The organism is bacterium Unc6 (assembly GCA_013626165.1).
Classification (GTDB): Bacteria; Omnitrophota; Gorgyraeia; order Velesiimonadales; family Velesiimonadaceae; genus Velesiimonas; species Velesiimonas alkalicola.
The window spans coordinates 1-21,841 of record NDHX01000012.1 but is presented as its reverse complement, the minus strand read 5'-3'; the positions used below and the strand labels follow the sequence as shown (position 1 = coordinate 21,841).

Annotated in this window: 20 protein-coding genes; 10 read left to right on the top strand and 10 right to left on the bottom strand. The window is 38.6% G+C overall.

From position 1 onward, the window contains the following. The first annotated feature begins 65 nt into the window (after positions 1-65). From B9J78_05835 to B9J78_05825, 3 genes are read left to right on the top strand one after another with little or no spacing between them, the layout of a single operon-like run. Positions 66-278 carry a hypothetical protein gene (locus tag B9J78_05835; protein MBA2124433.1) on the top strand — a complete coding sequence of 71 codons (213 nt, stop codon included), beginning with the start codon at positions 66-68 and terminating at the stop codon, positions 276-278. Further along, on the top strand, positions 272-442 hold the full coding sequence (locus tag B9J78_05830; protein MBA2124432.1) for a hypothetical protein: 171 nt from the start codon (positions 272-274) through the stop codon (positions 440-442). The genes B9J78_05835 and B9J78_05830 overlap by 7 nt, the downstream gene beginning before the upstream one ends. Positions 443-477: 35 nt before the next feature. Continuing rightward, positions 478-717, top strand: coding sequence for a hypothetical protein (locus tag B9J78_05825; GenBank protein ID MBA2124431.1), 240 nt, complete (start codon positions 478-480; stop codon positions 715-717). A gap of 375 nt (positions 718-1,092) precedes the next feature. On the opposite strand, the gene B9J78_05820 is transcribed toward B9J78_05825, so the two are convergent. Further along, a complete protein-coding gene (locus B9J78_05820; protein MBA2124430.1) occupies positions 1,093-3,858 on the bottom strand; it encodes an excinuclease ABC subunit A in 2,766 nt (921 codons plus the stop codon). Between the two features lie 59 nt (positions 3,859-3,917). Between B9J78_05820 and B9J78_05815 the strand changes: the two genes are divergently transcribed. The 7 genes from B9J78_05815 (at position 3,918) to B9J78_05785 (ending at position 13,890) form a co-directional block, all read left to right on the top strand. Beyond that, the gene (locus B9J78_05815; GenBank protein ID MBA2124429.1) at positions 3,918-5,813 is read left to right on the top strand and encodes a hypothetical protein; all 1,896 of its coding nucleotides are present in this window, start codon (positions 3,918-3,920) and stop codon (positions 5,811-5,813) included. 139 nt (positions 5,814-5,952) lie between these two features. Next, the gene (locus tag B9J78_05810) at positions 5,953-7,968 is read left to right on the top strand and encodes a hypothetical protein (protein ID MBA2124428.1); all 2,016 of its coding nucleotides are present in this window, start codon (positions 5,953-5,955) and stop codon (positions 7,966-7,968) included. Positions 7,969-8,032: 64 nt separating this feature from the next. After that, positions 8,033-9,235, top strand: a complete 1,203-nt coding sequence (locus B9J78_05805) for a hypothetical protein (protein ID MBA2124427.1) — start codon at positions 8,033-8,035, stop codon at positions 9,233-9,235. 29 nt (positions 9,236-9,264) lie between these two features. Continuing rightward, complete coding sequence (locus tag B9J78_05800; GenBank protein ID MBA2124426.1) at positions 9,265-10,320, top strand: hypothetical protein; 1,056 nt, start codon at positions 9,265-9,267, stop codon at positions 10,318-10,320. Next, positions 10,307-12,121, top strand: a complete 1,815-nt coding sequence (locus B9J78_05795) for a hypothetical protein (GenBank protein MBA2124425.1) — start codon at positions 10,307-10,309, stop codon at positions 12,119-12,121. The genes B9J78_05800 and B9J78_05795 overlap by 14 nt, the downstream gene beginning before the upstream one ends. 14 nt (positions 12,122-12,135) lie before the next feature. Then, entirely contained in the window at positions 12,136-13,179 is a 1,044-nt protein-coding gene (locus B9J78_05790) for a hypothetical protein (protein ID MBA2124424.1), read from the top strand. Positions 13,180-13,332: 153 nt separating this feature from the next. Continuing rightward, complete coding sequence (locus B9J78_05785; GenBank protein MBA2124423.1) at positions 13,333-13,890, top strand: elongation factor P; 558 nt, start codon at positions 13,333-13,335, stop codon at positions 13,888-13,890. A gap of 358 nt (positions 13,891-14,248) precedes the next feature. Here B9J78_05785 and B9J78_05780 read toward each other — a convergent pair whose 3' ends face one another. The 9 genes from B9J78_05780 to B9J78_05740 all read right to left on the bottom strand — a co-directional run. Beyond that, positions 14,249-15,148, bottom strand: coding sequence for a hypothetical protein (locus tag B9J78_05780; GenBank protein ID MBA2124422.1), 900 nt, complete (start codon positions 15,146-15,148; stop codon positions 14,249-14,251). Between the two features lie 23 nt (positions 15,149-15,171). Continuing rightward, complete coding sequence (locus B9J78_05775; GenBank protein MBA2124421.1) at positions 15,172-16,155, bottom strand: hypothetical protein; 984 nt, start codon at positions 16,153-16,155, stop codon at positions 15,172-15,174. 104 nt (positions 16,156-16,259) lie between these two features. Further along, positions 16,260-17,576 (bottom strand): hypothetical protein, encoded by a 1,317-nt coding sequence (locus tag B9J78_05770; GenBank protein MBA2124420.1) that lies wholly within the window; start codon positions 17,574-17,576, stop codon positions 16,260-16,262. Between the two features lie 323 nt (positions 17,577-17,899). After that, entirely contained in the window at positions 17,900-18,061 is a 162-nt protein-coding gene (locus tag B9J78_05765; protein ID MBA2124419.1) for a hypothetical protein, read from the bottom strand. 126 nt (positions 18,062-18,187) lie between these two features. Continuing rightward, the gene (locus B9J78_05760) at positions 18,188-18,874 is read right to left on the bottom strand and encodes a hypothetical protein (GenBank protein ID MBA2124418.1); all 687 of its coding nucleotides are present in this window, start codon (positions 18,872-18,874) and stop codon (positions 18,188-18,190) included. A gap of 1 nt (position 18,875) precedes the next feature. Beyond that, positions 18,876-19,304, bottom strand: coding sequence for a hypothetical protein (locus B9J78_05755; protein MBA2124417.1), 429 nt, complete (start codon positions 19,302-19,304; stop codon positions 18,876-18,878). Then, positions 19,294-19,956, bottom strand: coding sequence for a hypothetical protein (locus tag B9J78_05750; GenBank protein MBA2124416.1), 663 nt, complete (start codon positions 19,954-19,956; stop codon positions 19,294-19,296). Before B9J78_05750 ends, B9J78_05755 begins: the two co-directional genes overlap by 11 nt. Positions 19,957-20,137: 181 nt before the next feature. Beyond that, positions 20,138-20,803: a hypothetical protein gene (locus B9J78_05745; GenBank protein MBA2124415.1), complete on the bottom strand. Its 666-nt coding sequence runs from the start codon at positions 20,801-20,803 to the stop codon at positions 20,138-20,140. Positions 20,804-21,475: 672 nt separating this feature from the next. Next, a partial coding sequence (locus B9J78_05740) for a hypothetical protein (protein MBA2124414.1) occupies positions 21,476-21,841 on the bottom strand: 366 nt, incomplete at its 5' end.

The following is a 21,841-nucleotide window of genomic DNA, read 5'->3' as shown; positions in this document are numbered from 1 at the left end:
CCATGCTTGATGCCATTATGATATAATGGATCTATAATTATCCCTATCTGAAAGGAGGGTAAGAAATGCATACGCAAATCAAATATGAAGAAGAAATTATCAAGGAGTTGCAGAATATACCTGATGAACAGATTCTTAATCTTCTCAATATTATACGCATCTTTAAAAAAAGTATCATTCTGCAGAGGGAAGCGGATTTCCATCTCAAGAAAGAATTTAACGAATGGGATACTTTAAGCGACGAAGCACTAAGTAATTTTGAGGCTAATTTATCGTGATTTTCGGAGATATTTATCTCGTTGAAATTCCTGCTTCTGGCGGGCACGAACAGCAAGGTGTTAGACCTGCAATTATAGTCCAGACTGCTGAAAACATAGATAGAGTCCCTACCGTTCTTATTGTTCCTTTCTACCTCGGTAGTTATAAGTCCTGCCCTGGCTAACGCCACTCAGTACTGGTGGGCAGTAAGGGCCAGCAATGCAGCTGGAGTTGGGGCTTGGTCTACAGGGTGGACCTTTACCACTATTATCAATACCAGGTAGTCCATCACCACCGGGACCTGTTATTGCTGACCTCAGACCAATACTCCGATGGGGCAGTTTAGACCCCAGTGTAACAGCGTATGCAGTAGCCATCAGTCGTGAGCCATATGGACCAGCTAATGTCATCTATAGTTCAGGCTGGATAAGTGGTAGACCGAGAGTTCATATACGGTAACTCGTGATCTGGCGCAAGGGACAGGATATCGCTGGCAGATAGAGGTGCGCAACAGTGCAGGGAACACTCTATCTAACATACTTTATTTTCAGACAAGATAAAACGATTTTTGCCAGGTCTTTGAGATTGGTATTATAGTTAGAAGAAAGATAAAAGGGGAAGTAACAATTGATTCTGACAGTAAAATCTGGAAAAAAGTAAAGAGATGGCAATGACAGATTCCAAATAAATGATAAATGACAAACCCCAAAGTTCAAATATCAAATAGATATCAACAGGTCATACTTTTTGTCATTTGGATTTTGGATTTGATTTGACATTTGGCATTTGTCATCAGCTATCAGTCACCTGTCACCAGCTACCTGTTCTCTTTGGTTATGGGCAGTGGATATATCTTCCTGTATATGAGTTTTTGCAATGGGCAATCTGTTCAGGCGTTCCTTCTGCAACAATATAGCCCCCCTTATCAGCACCTTCGGGTCCAAGGTCTATTACCCAGTCTGAAGATGAAATAACATCAATATTATGTTCTATGACAACAACTGTGTTCCCTTCATCCACAAGCCTGTTAAGGGCAATGAGAAGTTTTTGTATATCGTTGAAATGAAGCCCTGTTGTTGGTTCATCAAAAAGATACAGGATGTCTGATTTGTGTGAGAATAAAAGTTCTTTTGCTAATTTTAATCTCTGTGATTCTCCTGCTGACAAAGAGTTTGCAGGCTGACCAAGTCTTATATAAGACATCCCTATATCACTTAAAACACCAAGAGGATTTGTTATATTTTTATAGGGTTTAAAAAAGTCTATTGCCTCAGAAACACTCATCTGAAGTATATCTGCAATAGTTTTATCTTTGAACCTGATATCCCTAACCTGCTGTTTGTATCTGGTTGTTTGACAAAAATCACAGGAGACAAATACATCGGCAAGAAATACCATATCAATTATTTCAAATCCCGTCCCCTTACACTTAGGACATCTACCCTGCTGTGAGTTGAATGAAAAGTGTGCCTCTGTTAGCCCTTTTCTTTTTGATGCATTGGTTGAAGCAAAAATTTTTCTTATACCATCAAATGCTTTAAGATATGTGACAGGTGTTGAGCGGGGCGTTTTACTTATAGGGGACTGGTCGACAAACCTTACGCCAGATATTCTTTCCTTACCCTCAATGCTTTTTATTTCTCCCGGGTCTTTTGTTTGAATACCCTTTAATCTTGCAATATTTCTATAAATACAGGTATCAATAAGTGTGCTTTTACCGGAACCGGAAACGCCTGTTACAGATGTGAAAAGCCCCAGCGGTATCTTTACATCTATGTTTTTAAGATTGTTTTCACAGGCACCTCTTATGACAAGCCACCCTGGAGGCGTTCTTTTTTTTGTGTTTATATAAACACTTTTTCTAAAAGAAAGATATTTTCCCGTAAGTGAATTTGCCGATTTTATGCCTTCTGGTTCTCCTTCATATATTATCTTTCCGCCTAATTCTCCTGCCTCAGGGCCAAGGTCAATAATCCAATCAGAATGGTTGATACAGTCTCTGTCATGTTCAACAATAACAACTGTGTTTTCAATTTTACACAGATTATTAAGACAAGAAAGCAGTTTGTATGTATCTCTGGGGTGCAGACCTATTGTTGGCTCATCAAGCACATAGAGTGTATTTGAAAGCGAAGAGCCTAATGCGCTTGCAAGTGTAATTTTTTGTGTTTCCCCGCCTGAAAGTGTTTTTGATTGTCTGTCAAGTGTAATGTAATCCAACCCTGTTTCAATAAGGTAATTAAGTCTTCCTTTTATTTCTTGAATAAGTATTTGTGAGATTTTTAATTCTTCGTTGGTTAATTTTAAGTTTTCAAAAAATTTTAGTACTTTTGGGATTGTCATTGAACAAACCTCAGAGATATCTTTTTCACCTATTTTTGTAAGAAGCGCTTCTTTGCGGTGCCTCCTGCCGTTGCATTGCGGGCATCTTGTGTACTTCCTGTATTTTGAATAGAATACACGCATCTGCACCTTGTATTTCTTTGATTCAACCCATTCAAAAAATGGTTTTATACCTGTAAAATTATCTGTTCCTTCCCATATAATCTTCTTTTTGTCAGATTCTATCTGTTCATAAGGGATATCAAGAGGGATGTTGTATATCTTTGCAGACTCTTCAATTTCTTTTTTGAAGTATGAATATATGGGGCTGTTCCAGGGCTCTATTGCTCCTTCTTTTATGGTTTTTCTTTTATCAGGCACTATAAGTGTTTCATCAAGTTCTATTATATCTCCAAAACCACGACATTGAGGGCAGGCACCGTATGAGTGGTTAAATGAAAAAAGGGCTGGCCTTTGGTCTTGATATTTTATATCACACCATGCACAGTGAAGTTCATTGCTGAAAGGAAAGAAATTTTTGTTATAAATAATAAAACATTTTCCCTTGCCAAAACGATATGCAGTTTCTATTGATGATATGAGCCTGTGTTTTATTAGAGGCCAGTTGTCAGGCAGAAATAGGTCTGTATTAAGCCTGTCTACAATCACATACATTTTTTCAACCCCATCTATGTATTTAGGTGGGTCTGTTGATATTTCATATACTTTGTTTTTTACCATCACCCTGATAAAACCGGATGCTATAAGATTTGACCAGTATTCTTCTTGTTTTATTGATGGAATTATGTTTATCGGAAATGTGATAAGAACTACTTCCGCATCTTTTATGTTCAAGATGAAATTTGCTATATCTGAGGGACCATCTTTTTTTACAATCCTTTCACAGAAGGTGCAATTTATTTTTCCAATTCTGCTAAAGATAAGTCTAAGATAATCATGTATTTCAGTAAAGGTCGCAACAGTTGACCTTGATGTTTTGATGCTATTTTTATGTTCCAGTGCAATAGCAGGAGGGAGGTTATCAATAGAATCAATATCCGGTTTTTGGAGCCTTTCAAGAAATTGTTTCGCATATGAAGACAGAGACTCTACATATCTTCTTTCTCCTTCTGCATACAGCGTATCTATTGCAAGGCTTGATTTCCCGGAACCGGAAACACCTGTTATAACCGTTAATTTTCCTAACGGAATCTTAACAGAAATATTTTTAAGGTTATGTGTCCGTGCCCCTCTTATGTGTATGTATTTATTAAACATAGTATTCCTTTTCTTGAAAATATTATTATATCAAATAGATATATTGTATAATAGAAACTATGGATTTAAAGACACTACTTAATCCTTCACAGTATCTGGCCGTTACGACCATTGAGGGTCCTGTTCTTGTAATTGCCGGAGCAGGAAGCGGCAAGACAAGGGTCATTGAATACAGGGTGTTAAACCTTGTTCTGAATAATATAAGTCCTGCTTCAACACTTCTTCTTACATTTACAAGAAGAGCGGCGGGTTCTATGCTTTCCCGCGCATCCATACATGACAGGAGATGCCAGAATATTGAAGGCGGAACTTTTCATTCTTTTGCATACAAGATGTTAAAGAAATACGGGAGTGTATTAAATATCCCGGAATCATTTTCAATACTTGATGAGGTAGATGCAGAAGACGCCATACACCGGTGTACGGTGAGGATGGGGATAGAAAAGGTAAAAGGGTTTCCAAAAAAGGGGACCATTAAAAATATATTCAGTCAGGTTGTAAATAAATCTATATCCATTGAAGATATCCTGATGAAGCAGTACTATTATTTCCTTGACTATGTAAAAGAACTGAAAGGGATTATGCAGTCTTATAGCCGGTATAAGAAAGATTCGGCATATTTTGATTATGACGACCTTTTGTTATACCTAAAATTTCTTCTTGGAAATAAGGATGTACAAAAGAAAATTACATCAAGGTATCAGTATGTTATGGTGGATGAATATCAGGACACGAACATGTTGCAGGGTGATATCACATATCTTTTATCGGGTGAAAAAAAGAATATTATGATTGTAGGAGACGATGCACAGAGCATATACGGGTTCAGGGGTTCATCGCATAAAAATATAATGGAATTTCCGAAAAAGTTTCCGGGGTGCAGGGTAATAAAGTTAGAAGAAAATTACAGAAGCACGCAATCCATACTTAATATAGGTAATTGCGTGTTGCAGAATATGAAAAATAAATATTCAAAATGTCTTATATCCGTAAAAAAAGGCGAGGGTGAAAGTCCTAAACTTTTTGCATTTGATAATGCCTGTGATGAGGCTGAGTGGATTGTAGATACTATCAAAGAGTTGAAAGAAAAGGGTATTCCGTTGTCCGAACAATCCGTTCTTTTCAGGTCGTCATACATATCAATCCCTCTTCAGGCTGAGATAAGCAAAAGGGGCATTCCATACAGGGTTTTTGGCGGGAAAAGATTTTACGAAAGTTCGCACATAAAGGATATACTTGCATATTTAAAGATACTGGTAAATCAAAAAGATGAGATATCGTGGAACAGGATATTAAGGCTTATTGAGGGGATAGGACCTAAAACATCCGAACAGATTTATAAAAATCTTGTTTCGCAATTCTCAAGGGAAAAAACGTTGCGGGGTTCCTTTTTATCTTTACAGGGGCATAAATACACGCAGAACCTTGAAAAGCTTGGGGCTGTAATTGATAGTCTGTATATGTCGGGACATAGCGTGGAACAGGCATTCAGGAGAATGCTTGAATACTATCTTCCCATATTAAAAGAAAACTATGATGACTGGATGACAAGGGCACAGGACATTAATACATTGGGACAGATATCTTCACGGTATAATTCATTACAGGAAATGCTTTCGGATTTTGCCATTGAAGGCCCTATCCATAACAGTGCTCCTGAGGATACGCTTACACTTTCTACAATCCACTCTGCAAAAGGGCTTGAGTGGGAGTGTGTTTTTCTTATAGGCTTGATGGACGGGGTTATCCCAAACTATTCCGATACGGAAGATGAAGAAGAGATTGAAGAAGAACACAGGCTTTTTTATGTGGCAATTACAAGGGCAAAGTATCACCTTTTTCTTTCTATGCATCATCAGTCAAATAAATGGAATAATAAAGGCAATAACCAGTTATCAAGGTTTTTAAGTGAAAATGTTCTTTCAAGGATTGAATATAAATCGGCAGTTTTATAAGGTATAAGGGGGATATTCCTTTAGCACCAGAGCACCAGAGCACCAGTTGCCAGAGGACCAGTTGCCATCCCAAGTTTCACGAGTTTGCCCTTAACTTGTTGGGGGATTTTTGAATTTTTTAAAGGCGTTAGAATAAAATATGGAAAATAAATTTTTTACAAAAGACATTCTGGCTATAAAATTTATATTTTTAATATGGGGCACCGGGGTTCTTCTTGTTGCACTTTTTTCATACAGGGACTTATTCTCTTATCTTTTTTTTGAACCCATACTCACTGTTCTTACAGGATGTGTGTTTTTTATAGCCTTTGCCTGTTTTGGACACTATATTGTCTTTTTGTTTATTAAAGAAGATGATATCTTCTTAAAATGGATTTCAAGCATTGCAATAGGTATGGGTATATATTCAACATATGTATTTCTTGTAGGTTCGCTTTTTACTTTAAATAATCAGATACTTATTATGCCTCTTCTTGTGATGCTGGTTGTGGGTCGGAAAAGCTTAAAACTTCTTCTTTCAAGTATATTGGCTTTTTTTAAAAGAAAAAATGAAATACTTAGAGAACTTTCATTGTTTGAATATTTTCTTTTAGGATGTATATTTTTTTCTATAATTTTTTCTATTACCAGCGCATTTGTTCCTGAAATAAGTTATGATTCTTTGAATTACCATCTTGCTGCACCAAAGATATGGTTAAGGCATGGAAGAATATATCCCTTCCCGGAGAATGTCTATACATATTTCCCCTTTGGTATGGGGATGCTATATCTTTCAGGACTTGCAGCAGGGGGTGTCAGTCTTGCAAAGATTTTTAATGTTTTTACAGGTATTCTGCTTTTATTTGCAATATACCAGATGGGTAAAAGATGGGGCGGAAGAACAAGCGGGCTGATCTGTGCTTCTATATTTTATGTATCAGGAGAAATATTTTTAAATACTGCACAAACATTTGTTGATGTGGGGCTTGCGCTGTATACATTCCTTGCGGTTTCAATACTGATAGAAAACATATCAAAAAATGCGCTTGACCTTAAAAAGGTTATCCTTGCCGGTATAATTGCCGGTTTCGCCTGTTCAATTAAATATCCGGCTGTTTTATTTGTAGCACTATTAGGTGGAATACTTATATTTTTTCAAAAAGCGGTGTTTTTTAAAAAAATTTTATTGTTTGCTGTATTTGAAATTTGTATACTAATAGTTTTTTGTCCCTGGCTTATAAGAAATATCATAGCAACCGGTAATCCTGTTTTTCCTCTTTTACATAATGTGTTTGGAATTTTAAGCGAACAGGGAAGGGTATGGGATGGACATCTTGTAGAAAGGTTTAATTATGCACATAGAGTAGGAGGCATAGGGCTTGATATGTTCAGGGTAATTATAGAAAGATTGTTGGGGAGTGGTATCGGCGAGAGTGCTTTATATTTTATTCTTCTTCCACTTGGTATTTTTTGGGCTGTTTGTGACAGAAAAGCAAGAATGTTTGTTTTATGGATTTCGGCATATTGTTTTTTTTGGGCACTTGCAACACACAGGATAGACAGGTTCTTCCTTCCTGTTCTTCCTTCTATGGCGCTGGTTCTCGGAAGCAGTATAGGAACAATAGTAGAATTTAAAAAAACGCTGCTTTTGTATCCTGAGATGTTGTTTAAGATAGGCTCAAAGGTGCTAAGAGGCTTTATCGTTGTTATTCTTTTGAAAAATCTTGTTGTTATGTCTTTTTTATGGGCGTCTTTTGAACCATTAGCAATATTGTTTGGTAAAGAAAATTATTCTGATTATCTTTCAAGGATACTTCCTGCATATCCTATCTATAATGCAATTAATCTTTTACCACAGGACTCAAAGGTTTTGTTTTTTGGTGATGCGCAGACATTCTACATAGACAGAGATGTTTTATCAAGCTCGGTTTTTAACAGAAATCCTATGGAAAAAATTATTTCACAAAGCAGTTCTGCATCACAGGTTGCAGACAAAATCAAGGAACAGGGTATTACACATATCTATATAAATTTTAGTGAGATTAACAGACTTTCAAGAGGCTATGGGTATCTTAATGATTTCAACTTCCCGCTTTTTCAGTCTTTTATGACAGAATATCTTGAACCTGTATTTACTGACAAAAAAGGGGCAATGGTTTTGTATAAAGTGAAATGAATTTGTTTAAGATTCCCAACCTGCCCCGACTTGTCAGGGGATAGACAGGTATTTTTTCGTAGTTATGAAACAACTAAAAATACTTCACATTATTACCCGTCTTATTGTAGGGGGAGCGCAGGAAAATACACTTTTTACGGTTGAGGGTTTAATGAAGAAAGGGTATAAATCTGTTCTTGCAACAGGACCTCAATCCGGAAGTGAGGGGAGTCTTTTGGAAAGGGCATATAAAAATAATGTGGATATAAAAATAATTCCGCATTTAGTAAGAGAGATAAATCCTGTTTATGATTTAATAGCATATAGAGAAATAACAGATTTGATAAAAAATGGTGGTTTTGATATAGTTCATACGCATTCTTCAAAGGCTGGTGTTTTAGGAAGGATCTCTGCAAAAAGGTGTGGTATTCCGATTATTGCTCACACAATACATGGACTTGCCTTCCATAGGTTTGAAAACCCTTTGCTTAATCTTTTATATTTAAGCCTTGAGAGGTACACGGCAAGATTTACAAGTAAGATAATAACTGTCGGAGATGTTATGAAAGATAAAGCAATAAGTGCTAAAATTGCAAAACATGATAAGATTGTAACAATATACAGCGGAATTGAGATGGATGAATTTTCAAAAATTAATGAAGATTCAAAAAGTATAAGAAAAAAGATAGGCATCCCAGAGGATGCTTTTGTAATAGGAAAGATTGCAAGGCTTGTCCGCTTAAAGGGGCATAATTATATCCTTATGTGTGCAAAAGAGATTATAAAAAGTTTTCCGAATACATATTTTCTTTTTGTAGGTGGAGGATATTTAAAAAGCAGTCTTGAAAAAAAGACACAAAAGCAGGGCATAGAAAAGAGATTTATATGGACAGGGCTTGTTCCTCCGTCTGAAATACCACAACTTATTGGTGCGATGGATATACTTATTCATACATCGCTAAGGGAAGGACTTCCAAGAACAATTCCGCAGGCACTTGCCTGTGGCAAGCCGGTTATTGCATTTGATATAGATGGAGCATGTGAGGTCGTAAAAGATGGATTTACCGGTTATCTTGTCCAAGCAAAAGATTATAACGGGCTTCGCATTAAAATAATAGAACTCTTGAAAAACCCGGATTTAAGAAGACGGATTGGTCAACAGGGAAGGGAATTTGTAAGAGAAAGGTTTGATATAAAAACAATGGTAGACAGCATAGAACAGGAGTATATGGGTTTGATAAACGACTTAAAAAGGGGGAAGATATTAATGAAATATTCTGGCTTTTAATAAGCGGATGTGTATTTTTGTTAAGCCTCGTGTTGTGTATCCTGTTTATTCCTTTGGCAAGATTTATTTCCCACGTGTTTAATATTGTAGATCATCCTTCACAAAGAAAGATACACACCGCACCTATGCCGAGAACAGGTGGGTTTGCGATGTTTTTTTCATTCATCGTCACAATAATTTTGGGATTGTTTTTATTTGAGGTTTTAAATCGGCAGTTTTTTTATTTGCCCTCTGATACTGCAGACTTCTTGTTTTCACATTATGCAAGGCTTAAAACAGTTATACCTGTTTTAAGGATAGTAATGCTTGCAGCAACAACTGTTTTTCTTCTGGGACTGTGGGATGATCTGCATCCCTTAAATTCAAGAAAAAAACTTCTCATAGAAATACTTGTTGCTTTTATACTCTGGTGGGGTGGAATAAGGATGTCTCTTTTTATAGATGCTCCGATTTTAAGTCTTATACTTACCATTGCCTGGATTGTCGGAATTACAAACTCTTTCAATCTTCTTGATAATATGGATGGGCTTTCAGCAGGGGTGGCGTTTGTGATAAGTTGTATGTTTTTTGTTTCCTGTTTCAGAGGAGGTCAGTTTTTTGTATCACTGATACTTGCTTTAATGATGGGAATAACAGCAGGCTTTCTTATTTTTAATTTTCCTCCAGCAAAGATATTTATGGGAGATGCCGGAAGTCTTTTTATAGGGCTTGTTCTTGCTTCAATATCTCTTATTGCCACATATTATAGATATGATGACAGGAGTAAGATTGTTATTGTTATGCCACTTCTTCTTTTTGCAGTTCCCATATTTGATACATTTTCTGTGATGTGGATAAGATTAAAAGAACGAAGAAGTATCCTTGCAGCAGATAAAAAACATTTTTCACACAGACTTACCAGTCTTGGAATGACACAGAAACAAGCAGTTTTATTCATATATCTTGCCACACTTTGTTTAGGAGCAGGTGCTATTGTGTTAAAAGACCTTACCCTGTGGGGTGGATACTGGATATTTATTCAGGCACTTGCAATTATTGCAATAATTGTTCTTCTTGAAAGAGCAGGGAATAATGTCAGAAGGTAAAAGATTAGGATTTCTTATCCTGTGTATTCTTCTATTTGTCAGACCCCTTATCTGTGGTCTAACATATGCGTGGTCTAATAGTATATTTCAGATAGGTGTAATTACCGTTTTTGCCCTTATTATTCTTCCACAGGTCTGGAATGGCAGAATAATAATAAGAAGAACTTTTCTTGATTTTATCTTAATCGGATTTTTTTTGTCTCTTCTGCTCTGTACTATTTTTACGGTAAATATTCACAGAAGTATTACTTTTATATATCAGTGGTTTCAGTATATTATTCTTTATTTTGCGGTTGTTCAGATAAGTGATAATGAAAATGCAAGGAAGACACTGCTTACAATATCAATGGTTGTTCTTTTTATAGTATCTATTTATGGTGTATATCAATACTTCTGGGGTTTTGAAATAACCCGTGAATATGTAAGGCTGCACCATAAAGAACTACTGCAAAATGTTAACCTTATGGCAAGGCTGATGCAGAACAGGGTCTTTTCAACATTTGTACATGCTCCTGCATTTGCGGGGTATCTTGTTTTGATGCTGCCTGTTGTGGGGATTGCTGTATTTAGTTTTGATAGTTTTTTTAAAAGGTTCAAAGTACTGTGGATATTCATTCTTCTTATTTCTGTGTATGTACTTCTTCTTACATTTTCAAAAGGAGGTTGGATTGTTGCACCCATATCCCTGTTGCTATTTTTCATTTTAATGGGCTGGAAACAGATACTTAAATTTAAGGTATGGATATTAGTTTTTTTAAGTGTGGTTTTTATTATTCTATCTGGTTTTCTGTTATGGAAAAAACCCTCAGATATGCCAGGGGTTTATAGATATTACAGGTCTGCACAGGTACGAATTGAATACTGGAGGGTCGGGTTTTTGATGTTTAAAGATCGTCCGATACTTGGATTTGGTCCCGGAACATTCGGTGCTGTGTTTCCAACCTATAAATCATTAGAAGGGGAAGAAACCCAACTTGCACATAATAGTTTTGTTCAGGTCGCCTCAGAATGTGGCATTGTCGGACTTGTAATGTTTTCATTGATATGGGCCGTTTTTCTTTTTAAAGGGTTCAGCATTGCAAAAAAAAATGGAATATTAGGAATAGGTCTTTACACTTCAATATTTGCATTTATATTTCATGGTATGGGTGATTTTAACCTTTATGTCCCGGGAATTGTATTTCTTGTATTTTTACTTTTAGGGATTTTCGCAAGGTTAGAAGAAAGAAAAACATTTACAATAAATACAAAGCCAAAGGATATAATAAATTTTTTGGGCTGTCTCAGTATTATTATATTTTTGATATTTATACTTATCCGTCCGATGTTGGGTGAGATTATATATGAAACAGTTATTAATCCTATTGACAGGTCTTTAAAACTGCAGGATTTTAATCTTGCGATATCAAGGATTAAAATTGCGATATCTTATGACCCTTTAAGGGCTGATTATCATTTTGCTCTTGCACAGATTTACGAAAGGCAGTTTGATATTGGTGTCCAGACTGAAAAAAGAGCTGACAGAACCCTGGCAGAACAGGCACTAAAGGCATATAAGCAGGCTGTCCGTCTTGACCCGTATATGCCATTTTACCATTTTGCACTGGGTAGGATGTATTTAAAGACCAGCCACTGGGATGAAAGAAGAATTGAAAAGGCAATAGAAAAATTTAAAACTGCAATAAAAAGGTATCCTACAAAAGCAAGATACTATCAAGCCCTGGCAGATGTTTTAATATCTCTTAAAAGATATGAAGAAGCGGAATATTACCTAAAACAAATTGAGAGATTGAAAAGATAAATTGAAAAAACAATATGTTTAAACAAAGGATGAATAATATACAGGATATATTAAGACACAGGGGATTGGATTTTCTTATAACTACAAACCCCTCAAATATATTTTATCTTACAGGTTTCCGTTGTGAAGAGGCGGTTCTTCTTATTTCAAAAGAAAGTTCTTTCTTTTTTGTTGATGCAAGATACATTGAAGAGGCAAGGCCTGTTATTAAAGACTCAAAGGTCATTGAGGTGCGGTGGGCTACTTTTAAAAAGTATTTACAAAATTTCATCGGTTTGAAAAGTAAAATAGGATATGACCTTTCACAAACTTACTGTTCACAGATTAAAAAATGGGAGACCTGTGTTCCGAATTCTATGTTCATTGATGCAAGTGGTATTCCGGAGTCTTTAAGGATCTGTAAGTCAGAGCAGGAGATACGGAGTATAAAAGATTCAATAGAATTAACAAAAATTGCAATTCAAGACATTATTAAATTAGACTGGTCCAAGATTACCGAAAGACACCTTGCATGGGAGATAGAAAAAAAAATAAGAGAAAAAGGCGCAGAGGCTGTTTCATTTCCGATAATTGTTGCAAGCGGTAAAAGGTCATCCTATCCGCATGCAACACCGCAGGATATAAATATAGAAAAAGATATTGTTCTTATAGATTGCGGATGCAGGTTAAAAGGATATTGTTCTGATATTACAAGAACATATACTAACACATCGGGGGCCAGGGGGCTTAAATTTACAAAAATTAAAAGCATTGTTGAAACAGCATCAAAGATTGTAATAGAAAAAATACGGGCTGGCGTCCAATTAAAAGACATAGATAGTATTGCAAGAGGGTATATTGAAAAAAAGGGGTTTGGCAAAAACTTTATTCATAGTTTAGGACACGGAGTTGGCATAGATGTTCATGAGGCTCCTGATGTTGGCTCGGGTTCAAAAGATATTGCAAAAGAGGGGATGGTGCTCACAATAGAACCTGCAATATATATAAAAGGTGTAGGCGGGGTAAGGTATGAACAAATGGTTCTTGTCCATGAAAGCGGATGTGAGGTATTAAGCTGAGAGTCTGTTGCACAACATAATATAACGGGTGACTGGTAAAAGCCGTATATCATTTCCGTATACTGTTAAAAAAACGAAATACAGGTTACGGACGACGTAATGCGGTATACGAAATACAAGCGGCAGTCTACGAGCAGGAGAAAAGAGGGAGAAATGGTATCAACGGAACAGTTTAAAAACGGACTTACATTTAAGTTAGAAGGTAAGGTTGTAAGGCTCATTGAATTTCAACATGTAAAACCCGGAAAAGGTGCTGCATTTGTAAGAACAAAGTTAAGGATAATAAAAACAGGTTTCGTATTGGAAAGAACTTTTGACGGAGGCACCAAGTTTGAGGATGCATATATACAGGAAAAGGAACTTCAATATCTTTATAAAGATGGGGACACATTTTATTTTATGGATCAGCAAACATTTGAACAGGTTGAATTGAGTAGTGAAGAGGTTAAAAGAGCAGCCAATTATATAATAGAAAATATGAATATCAGTGCATCGTTTTGCGATGGTGCGCTTCTTGAGGTGTCGCCTCCGATGTTTGTTGAACTTGTTGTTACAGAAACAGAACCGGGTGTCAGGGGTGATACTGCAAAAGGCGGAACAAAATCCGCAAAATTGGAATCAGGCGCAGTTGTTCAGGTTCCTCTGTTTGTAGAAAAAGGAGATAAAATAAAAGTAGATACAAGAACAGGAACATATGTAAGCAGAGTATAGAGTTTATATGGGGTCTGCTGAAAAACTCCTATCAGACCCTATGTCAGACCTACCGGTTTATCTATTCTGTCATATGCAAGATTTCTGCTGTAACCGGGGCGGGCACTTGTGCATAAGTATCATACTTCTCGTGTCTTACGAACGGAGCAAGGTAGTGGTCTGCCTTAAAAAAAAGCAGCAGAATATCGTAACTTACCTCACAGTATCATCCCGTCTGAGCGCTTCCAATTCCCGTTGAACTTGTGTTTTTGAAATTTAGACTTCGGATTTCGGACATTTATTTCAATATCTTAAAAATTATTCGCTACAGATTCTTGTTTTAAAAGGTTAAGCATCTCATTGTTTTACGGGGTAAAAATTATTGCAACCTAATCTCTCTGCCACCGGCCTTAAGATTTACCACCCCTTCAGGACAGGTTAACACACAGTCATAGCAACGAACACATTCCACAGAAACAAAACCCTGTTCCAGTTCGCTAAATTTCTTCCCGGTTGTGCAGGTTTCCAGGCACTTTCTGCATCCCGTACAACCTTTTCTTTCTAAGCTTATTTTTAAAAATGATATTTTATTTAAAAAAGCAAAAAGCAAACCAACAGGACATAAATATTTGCACCAGGGGCGATGCAAAACCAGTCCGGCACCAAAAACAATGATAAGAAAAAATATCACAAAATTAACATAACTGAGAGAAAAATACCAAAAATTAATGTGTCCATCCCCGGCTAATTCTCTAACCTGCATCGTAAATGTCATCGCTGGAACAAGTCCCCATTCTGGCATAAAGTCGAAGGCTAGCGCAAAGCGAATCAGGGAATAAGTAAACACCACCAAGAAAAAGGGATATTTCAAAAACCGCAAACCACTGTCAAGAAGCCGTAGACCGCTTTTAAGAATGCGCAGGTGCCGCCTACTGTCAGGTCTGTTAGAGCGGAACACCTTTAGGGAAAGCACTCGCCTCTTTAAAGAATGAAACCAATCCTGAACAGCACCGAACGGACAAGCGACGCCGCAAAAAATGCGACCACCTATCAAACCCGTCACCACTGCCCCATATTTTATTATCTCCTGCAAGCGATAACCCTGAAAAAAACAGGGGTAATCACATACAGGACACATAATAAAGGGGAACGGATAACGGCAAAAGCGATGGAGTAATTCTCTCTTGCGGTAAAGAATAAGGCCGACAACAAGGAAAAAAAATATTTGCAGCGCCATGAGCAAGTATTTAAGTTTAGACCTACGCACTTGACTGTCCATTCCCCGCCCCTAACTACCCTTCTTTAATCCCCAACAATCCGATTTACCTTTTTCTCAGTTATTTCACAGATTATCGCCTGAGCGGGGATAAAGATAAAGTTGAAATCGTTTTCATCTACTATCGCCGGCACAGGTCCATCTGGAAGCGCTGAAGCCATATTGAACTCTCTCGTAAACAGCTCGGCTGCTTCTGGACTCATAATAATGTCCGCCAGCCGGAGATGATAATCTGTTGGGTTATCGGGGATAACCATAAGGGCTGGCTTAGCAATCGCTCCATCCTCAGGCCAAATCACTCCAACATCACCATCTCTTACCATTACATCCATTAGGGTAGAAATGCCCACTGCCACAGTACCATCCCATACAGCTGTTGTTACATCACCTATGCTACTTTTCACTGCGGCATTGGCCATTAGTTTTTTAAAATTTTCTTCTCCTAAGTGATAATAAAGTGCCATCTTCCCCCAGGTTCCAATGCAGCCGGTAGTTGGAACACCTATCTTTTGATCAAACCTGGCCAGTTCGCCCAAGGTGGAAGGAACTTTCTCACGAGATATCAAGCCGGGGTTGTAGATGATAACAATAGCATCAACCCAGACTACATGCAACTCTCCTTTTGGATCAACCAGCTCAGCAAATTCCTCTCGCACCGGGAAACGTCCTGGGAACTCGGCAACAAAGGGACGTGCCGCTTCAAACTGTCGGTGAACCTCTAGATGATTATAAGAGAAAAGTGTTCCTCGCCCAATGCTCCCTTTGGCAAGAGCTACTCTCATATAATCACGCAAATCCCCTGATGATCCGGTGATATAAATACTCACCGGCAGATCAAACTGATTCCTAACAAAAGTGTCCATTATCTCTCGATAACCACCACCATCGGTCATATGAATATGTCCAGCTAGTGGCGGTGGCACCTGCGGCGCCACTGCCCGAATAATCACACCAACGCCAATAGCCACCAAGGCCACTATACTTATTGGTACCAATATCCATTTTTTCATTTTATCCTCCTGATATAATGTTCATTATATCTGACTTTCACCTATGTTTAAAAGCCCAAGCTGGCGCCATAGCTCTTTTTTGCGTGTTTCTTTCATAATGCTCTTTAGAAACTCAGCCCGAGTTTCAGGAACATCTCCTTATTATTATCCGCCCTTGTGTTTGTCAGGCTGCTGTGAAGCCTGTAATTCGTATATCTGTATTCTGTTCCGACAAATGCCGTCAAGCCTTTCTCTTCATCCTTGTAAAACTGGTATCTCACGCCCAGACTGTACCTGTTTTTCGCCGACCATGAAGAAGTCTTCTCTGCCAGTTCATCGTCGTCAAAACGCTCATACCTGAAGGTGAGTTCCAAGGGTTCTTCGAGGAGATGGGTCTTCCGCTCTTCTAATGTTGCTCCTCCCAAATCCTTACGTCTCTCCCTCGTATTGAATACATATGACGCGGTTACGGAGAAGACTCCCTCTTTGAACGCCTCACCGAGACCCAGATATCTCTCCCTCTGAAGAGCCTTCATATATTCACCGTCAAGCCTGAAACCCTCGATGCCGGGTATGGCTGTGCTGAGACCGAAGCTTGCCGTGCTGTTCCTCTTTCCCCTGCCCGGCTCCGATATATAGCTGGCGAAAAACTTCAGATGATCTTCGGGAGAAATAGATGCGGACAAGATATAGGATCCCACGTCATCTCCGGGGTCGCCGACTCTGGCTGCTTCAAACAGTTCTGAGTCGTCGATGAGTTTATCCATCTGCTCCTCGCCTTTATAGATGGTTGCCGATACATCAAGTCCTAACGGCCCGGTTGCTCCGACCGTTACTCCTACTCTATTGGTCTCGTAGGCATCTTGCGTCATCGGGTCTGTCACGAGGTGGTTTTCAAAAACACCAAAGGGCTGCGTCCTCTTTCCAATGACGAGATAAAGCGGGAAGTCCTCTTTTTGAAGTGTTATGGTCGCCTCATCAACGGTTACATTTGCTTCACCATTTTTGCCTATATCCTCGGCAAGAAAGACTATATTAGCTGAAATCCAGTCCGCAACTTTAGTTTCCATCCCGAGCTCAACAGTGCCTATATAGAGGTCAGATGTAGAATCAGAGTTCTTATCGGAAATATCCCTGTATTTTTTCCAGTGGTAATCTCCTTCTATAAGCCCTGAAAGTTTTATCCTCTTAGTCCATTCAGGAAGTCCTTCATCTTTTTTCTTTGCCACTTCTTCCATAACCTCTTTTTTTATCTCTTCCTTCATCTGCGTCTTTTGAGGCTCCGCTTTCAACTCTTCTTTAATTGCTTTGTATTCCTGTTCGGTGATAACCCCCTTCTTCAACAGGATTTTCAGAATAGCATCGCCTTCCCCTGCCTGTGCAGTAGAAAAACCTGATATAACTAACATCGCAGCCAAAACAAAAATCATCCTTCTAAACATTTTTTCCTCCTCCTTTATTTTCAGGGATAGGGCGTCACAAAAGTACCGCCCTTGATTACATTGATTAAAAAACAGATTACGCAGATTAAAAACATCGTCGGTATTATCTGTGTAATCTTTTCTAAAATCTGTGTAATCATAGGCTGGAACGACTTTCGTGACAGCCTATTTTAGGGACTCGGAGTCCTCTGGCATTTTTCAAGCCCTCGGGGGGCTTAAACAAAGGAATTGCCTGTCATTGCGAGAACCCGAAGGGTTCGCGGCAATCTTTCTGTAAAAGCTTGAGATTGCTTCGTTTCACTCGCAATGACAACTTTCTATGTCTATTTTTCGGTCACTATCACCTCCTTTCCTATTGTCTGTATGTATCCGCATTTAGGGCATTTTATCTCTATTGCTAATATCTCGCCTTTCATAAGCAGTCTTTTGCACTTTTTGCACCTTATTTCCTTTGTATATACACATTGAGCGCCGAATATTTTCATCTGAAAATCCCCCCTTTCCCCCCTTTGCTAAGGGGGCTATAACTGTTCCCCTCTTTGAAAAAGAGGGGTTAGGGGAGATTTTTATTCCCTTTTGTGTTTTTTCCAAACATGATTGTTTCATACCCTTCACCTCAAGAGTTTATAGGTTATCGGTATTTCCATCTTTAACCCCGCATTGTAGCCGTGTCTGAAAGGACACGCCTTTTTTATAAGCTCAACCGCGCTTATGTCCAAAATCTCATAACCGGAAGACTTCTTTAATACGATATCTTTGAGCTCGCCTGTCTTGTCTAAATGCACCAGTATAAGGACTGCTCCCTCTATTCCCCTTCGGCGGGCAATATAAGGATAATGCTTCATCGATTCAATCTTGTCTATAAATGCCCTTATAATTACGGATTTATCAATATCCGCGCCTGTGCCTGCTGAAGCGGACGGCATTGACGGTTTTGAGGCTATAGGCGCTGCAGGGATTAATCCCGACTCTTTATTCACGCTTGATATCTCGACAGGCGGCTGCGGCTCTGGAGCTTCTACTATTATTTTTTCTATCTCTTTTTCGGATTCAAGTTCAAGTTCGGGCTCTGGTTCAGGCTCTGGTTCCGGCTCTGGCTCAGGCCCTGGCTCAGGCTCTGGCAATCTTATCTCCTCTATTTCGGGCAGAAGTGAGCTCGTTTTTATTCCTATACGGATAGGCATTTCTTCGAGTTCCCCAGGCTGAAACTTGTCTAAATTAAATCCCGGCAAGAGCAAAAGAATTAAATGTCCCAAGAAAGAAATGAGAAATGCATTCTTTACTACTCTATTTTCCATCTTACTTATGTTCCTGTGCACTTGTGCTCTTCTGCTCTAACTTAGTAGAAATTACCAACCCTTCTGCTTTTGCCTGCTTGGCAATATCCATAACCCGGACTGCTAAGCCTAAGTCTATTTTTTCATCAGCTTTCAGAATTACAGTTTTCTTGGGAGTAGTTTCTAATCTTTGCTCAAGGGCATTTTTTAACTCATCAATGCTGATTTTTCTATCATTAAGGAAAATCTCGTTTTCATGGTTTATAAATACGCTAACATTTTCTTCTTCCTGGAGCGCGGCAGTTTTTGCAGTTGGTAAGGTTATTTCTATTCCCGATTGCACTATAAAATTGGCGGTGAGCATAAAGAAAATAAGCAACAAAAATACAATATCAATCAGGGGAGCAATATCTAAATGCATACTTATCTTCTTTCGTCCTTCAAACTCCATATTCTACGTCCTCCTTCAACTGCTCACTCTTTCTTTCTGCGCAGGGTCTTCCAATTCCTAACCACTCCATTAGCGACTCGACCGCATCTTTCATCTGGGCAGAGAAATTATCCACCCTTCCCTCAAAATAATGATAAAAGAACATTGAGGGAATAGCTACGAATAATCCTGCCGCAGTGGTTATAAGCGCTTCCCAGATACCGCCGGCTAAAACTGAAGCATCAACCCTTCCGCCTAATTCCTGAATCTTCATAAAAGCTCTTATCATCCCGGTAACAGTACCCAAAAGTCCCAAAAGGGGGCTGATATGAGCAATGATTCCCAGGGCTCTTAAATTTTTTTCTAACCTTCTTAATTCTCTTGAACCTGCCTGGGCAATTATCCTCTCTTTCTCCTCATATTGCCTTGCACGGATGTGGATACCTATAGCTAAAATATGCGACATAGGCCCGGGATAATCACAGCATAATTTCTCCGCTTCGCTTATTTTATCTTCTTGCAATAACTTTTTTATCCGGGACAAAAAATTAGGCACATTAACCTTTGCCCGGTGAAAGTGATACAACCGCTCCAAAACAACCGTAACGGCTACCACCGAGCATAAAGCAATTGGCCACATCAAAGGGCCGCCTTTTAAAAAGAATTCCAACATAAATTATATCCTTTCATTTGTTTTAGATATATAACTATGTTAGACATTTCTAACTTTCACATTAAAAAATTATCTTCTTTAAAGTCCTTGTTTTATCTTTCTTATTCTACACCTGCGCCTTCTGTTGCTTTTGTGTTTTTAATACACGCTTTCCTGATGCGGATCCTTCCGTCAATTATGCTTACGACCATATTCCCTCCAGCCCTTGCCTGATATCGTCGTTTATCTCTATGAAAATTTTTACGATAAGAGGGTCAAACTGACTGTCCGAATGCCTCCGGATTTCTTCAACCGCATCATCAAAGCTCCTTCCTTTTCTATAAGCCCTGTCCTGTATCAGAGCTGAAAGCGTGTCGGCAACCGCTACAATCCTTGCGCCTATCGGAATATCCCTGCCTTTGAGCCTGGACGGATAACCAGAGCCGTCAAACCTTTCATGGTGGTATAAAACTATTTCCCATATTGCGCCGTCCGACTTAAAAACCTTAACAGGCGATAAAATCTTGGCCCCGATTTCAGGATGTCTTTTCATCCATTTCCAGTCTTGTTCCGTAAATACGCCTGATTTTTTCAATACATCGTCGGGTATCCCAATCTTGCCTATGTCGTGCAAGTGTCCCGTGATATGAATAATATCCGCCTGTTTTGTGTTAAATCCCATTGCGAGGGCGATTAGACGGCTTATAACCGCCACCTGTTGAGAGTGGTTATGAGTAAGTCCGTCTCTCGCGTCAACGGCATTACCGAGAGATTCGCTCAACTGGTGCATAGAGAGGCAGGCACTAGTGCAAGGGCCAATATTGCAAAAAAGCTTCTCAATTTCCGGCAGATAAATAACAGGTTTCATAATTCCTCCCCGTATACATTTACGCGGTTTCTGCCGCTTCTTTTTGCTTCATAAAGTGCGCTGTAAACCGTCTCAGTAAGAGTGTCAACATGCCTGTCAGGCGGCAGTCCGCAGCCGCTAATGCTTACAGTTACAAAACCACAGCCTCCAAATAATCTTCCATATGTGAACTTAACTTTTTATTCTTTTTATTTTCCATATTAACTATTATTTAGGGTCTGCTGAAAAACTCATCAGACCCCTATTTAATGCGTTTTATATAGTATCCAAATTTTTAGCATTTTTCAGTAAGCCCTATTTAGACACATCTTTATTTGTTAGATTAGTCTAACATATTCAATCTAATTTGTCAAGCGCTTTTTTTATTTTTAAAATTTTTTATTTTTGAAGCAAGGGATTAGAGTTAAACCTTGAATGTAGGATTTAAAGCGATTTGCTTTCTACTTTCAAGGTTTGACCCTAATTTCTTCTGCGATACCAATCTTTATAACATCCTCTTTTTTCTGGCATCCGTAAAATATCAAGGCAAGCATTAATATTGACAATAAAGTTGCTGATTTTTTCATAATCCAGACCTCCACAGCATTTAATGTTTAGTAATTTTACACAAGTGCAGTTGTTTTTTACAAGGCAGATTTTATTTTAACAATCTTTAGGGTTAACTTTTAAAAATCAAAAGCTCTTTTTCCATTTCAATAATCTCATTGAGTTAAGTATTACCACAAGTGAGCTTGTTTGATGAAAGACCGCCGCTGCAATCATGCTGATGATCCCGTAAGATGCCAATCCTATCATTGCGGTATTGAATACCAGAGCAAAGGCGATATTCTGCCGGATCACCGACAATGCCTTACTCCCCAAAGCGATTATCCGCGGCACACTTAAGATATCATCATTTAGAATCACCACATTGGCGGCCTGCACAGTGATATCACTGCCGATCACCCCCATGGCAATTCCCACATCCGCTGCCGCCAGCGCCGGGGCATCGTTAATACCGTCTCCCACCATTACAATGACCTGGCCCAACTCCTTTAA

What these genes read in the sequence shown, in the direction of transcription:
- B9J78_05835 (MBA2124433.1), top strand. Translation starts at nt 66, where the DNA reads ATGCATACGCAAATCAAATATGAAGAAGAAATTATCAAGGAGTTGCAG.
- B9J78_05825 (MBA2124431.1), top strand. Translation starts at nt 478, where the DNA reads ATGCAGCTGGAGTTGGGGCTTGGTCTACAGGGTGGACCTTTACCACTA.
- B9J78_05820 (MBA2124430.1), bottom strand. Translation starts at nt 3,858, where the DNA reads ATGTTTAATAAATACATACACATAAGAGGGGCACGGACACATAACCTT.
- B9J78_05815 (MBA2124429.1), top strand. Translation starts at nt 3,918, where the DNA reads ATGGATTTAAAGACACTACTTAATCCTTCACAGTATCTGGCCGTTACG.
- B9J78_05810 (MBA2124428.1), top strand. Translation starts at nt 5,953, where the DNA reads ATGGAAAATAAATTTTTTACAAAAGACATTCTGGCTATAAAATTTATA.
- B9J78_05805 (MBA2124427.1), top strand. Translation starts at nt 8,033, where the DNA reads ATGAAACAACTAAAAATACTTCACATTATTACCCGTCTTATTGTAGGG.
- B9J78_05795 (MBA2124425.1), top strand. Translation starts at nt 10,307, where the DNA reads ATGTCAGAAGGTAAAAGATTAGGATTTCTTATCCTGTGTATTCTTCTA.
- B9J78_05790 (MBA2124424.1), top strand. Translation starts at nt 12,136, where the DNA reads ATGTTTAAACAAAGGATGAATAATATACAGGATATATTAAGACACAGG.
- B9J78_05785 (MBA2124423.1), top strand. Translation starts at nt 13,333, where the DNA reads ATGGTATCAACGGAACAGTTTAAAAACGGACTTACATTTAAGTTAGAA.
- B9J78_05780 (MBA2124422.1), bottom strand. Translation starts at nt 15,148, where the DNA reads ATGGACAGTCAAGTGCGTAGGTCTAAACTTAAATACTTGCTCATGGCG.
- B9J78_05775 (MBA2124421.1), bottom strand. Translation starts at nt 16,155, where the DNA reads ATGAAAAAATGGATATTGGTACCAATAAGTATAGTGGCCTTGGTGGCT.
- B9J78_05770 (MBA2124420.1), bottom strand. Translation starts at nt 17,576, where the DNA reads ATGTTTAGAAGGATGATTTTTGTTTTGGCTGCGATGTTAGTTATATCA.
- B9J78_05765 (MBA2124419.1), bottom strand. Translation starts at nt 18,061, where the DNA reads ATGAAAATATTCGGCGCTCAATGTGTATATACAAAGGAAATAAGGTGC.
- B9J78_05760 (MBA2124418.1), bottom strand. Translation starts at nt 18,874, where the DNA reads ATGGAAAATAGAGTAGTAAAGAATGCATTTCTCATTTCTTTCTTGGGA.
- B9J78_05755 (MBA2124417.1), bottom strand. Translation starts at nt 19,304, where the DNA reads ATGGAGTTTGAAGGACGAAAGAAGATAAGTATGCATTTAGATATTGCT.
- B9J78_05750 (MBA2124416.1), bottom strand. Translation starts at nt 19,956, where the DNA reads ATGTTGGAATTCTTTTTAAAAGGCGGCCCTTTGATGTGGCCAATTGCT.
- B9J78_05745 (MBA2124415.1), bottom strand. Translation starts at nt 20,803, where the DNA reads ATGAAACCTGTTATTTATCTGCCGGAAATTGAGAAGCTTTTTTGCAAT.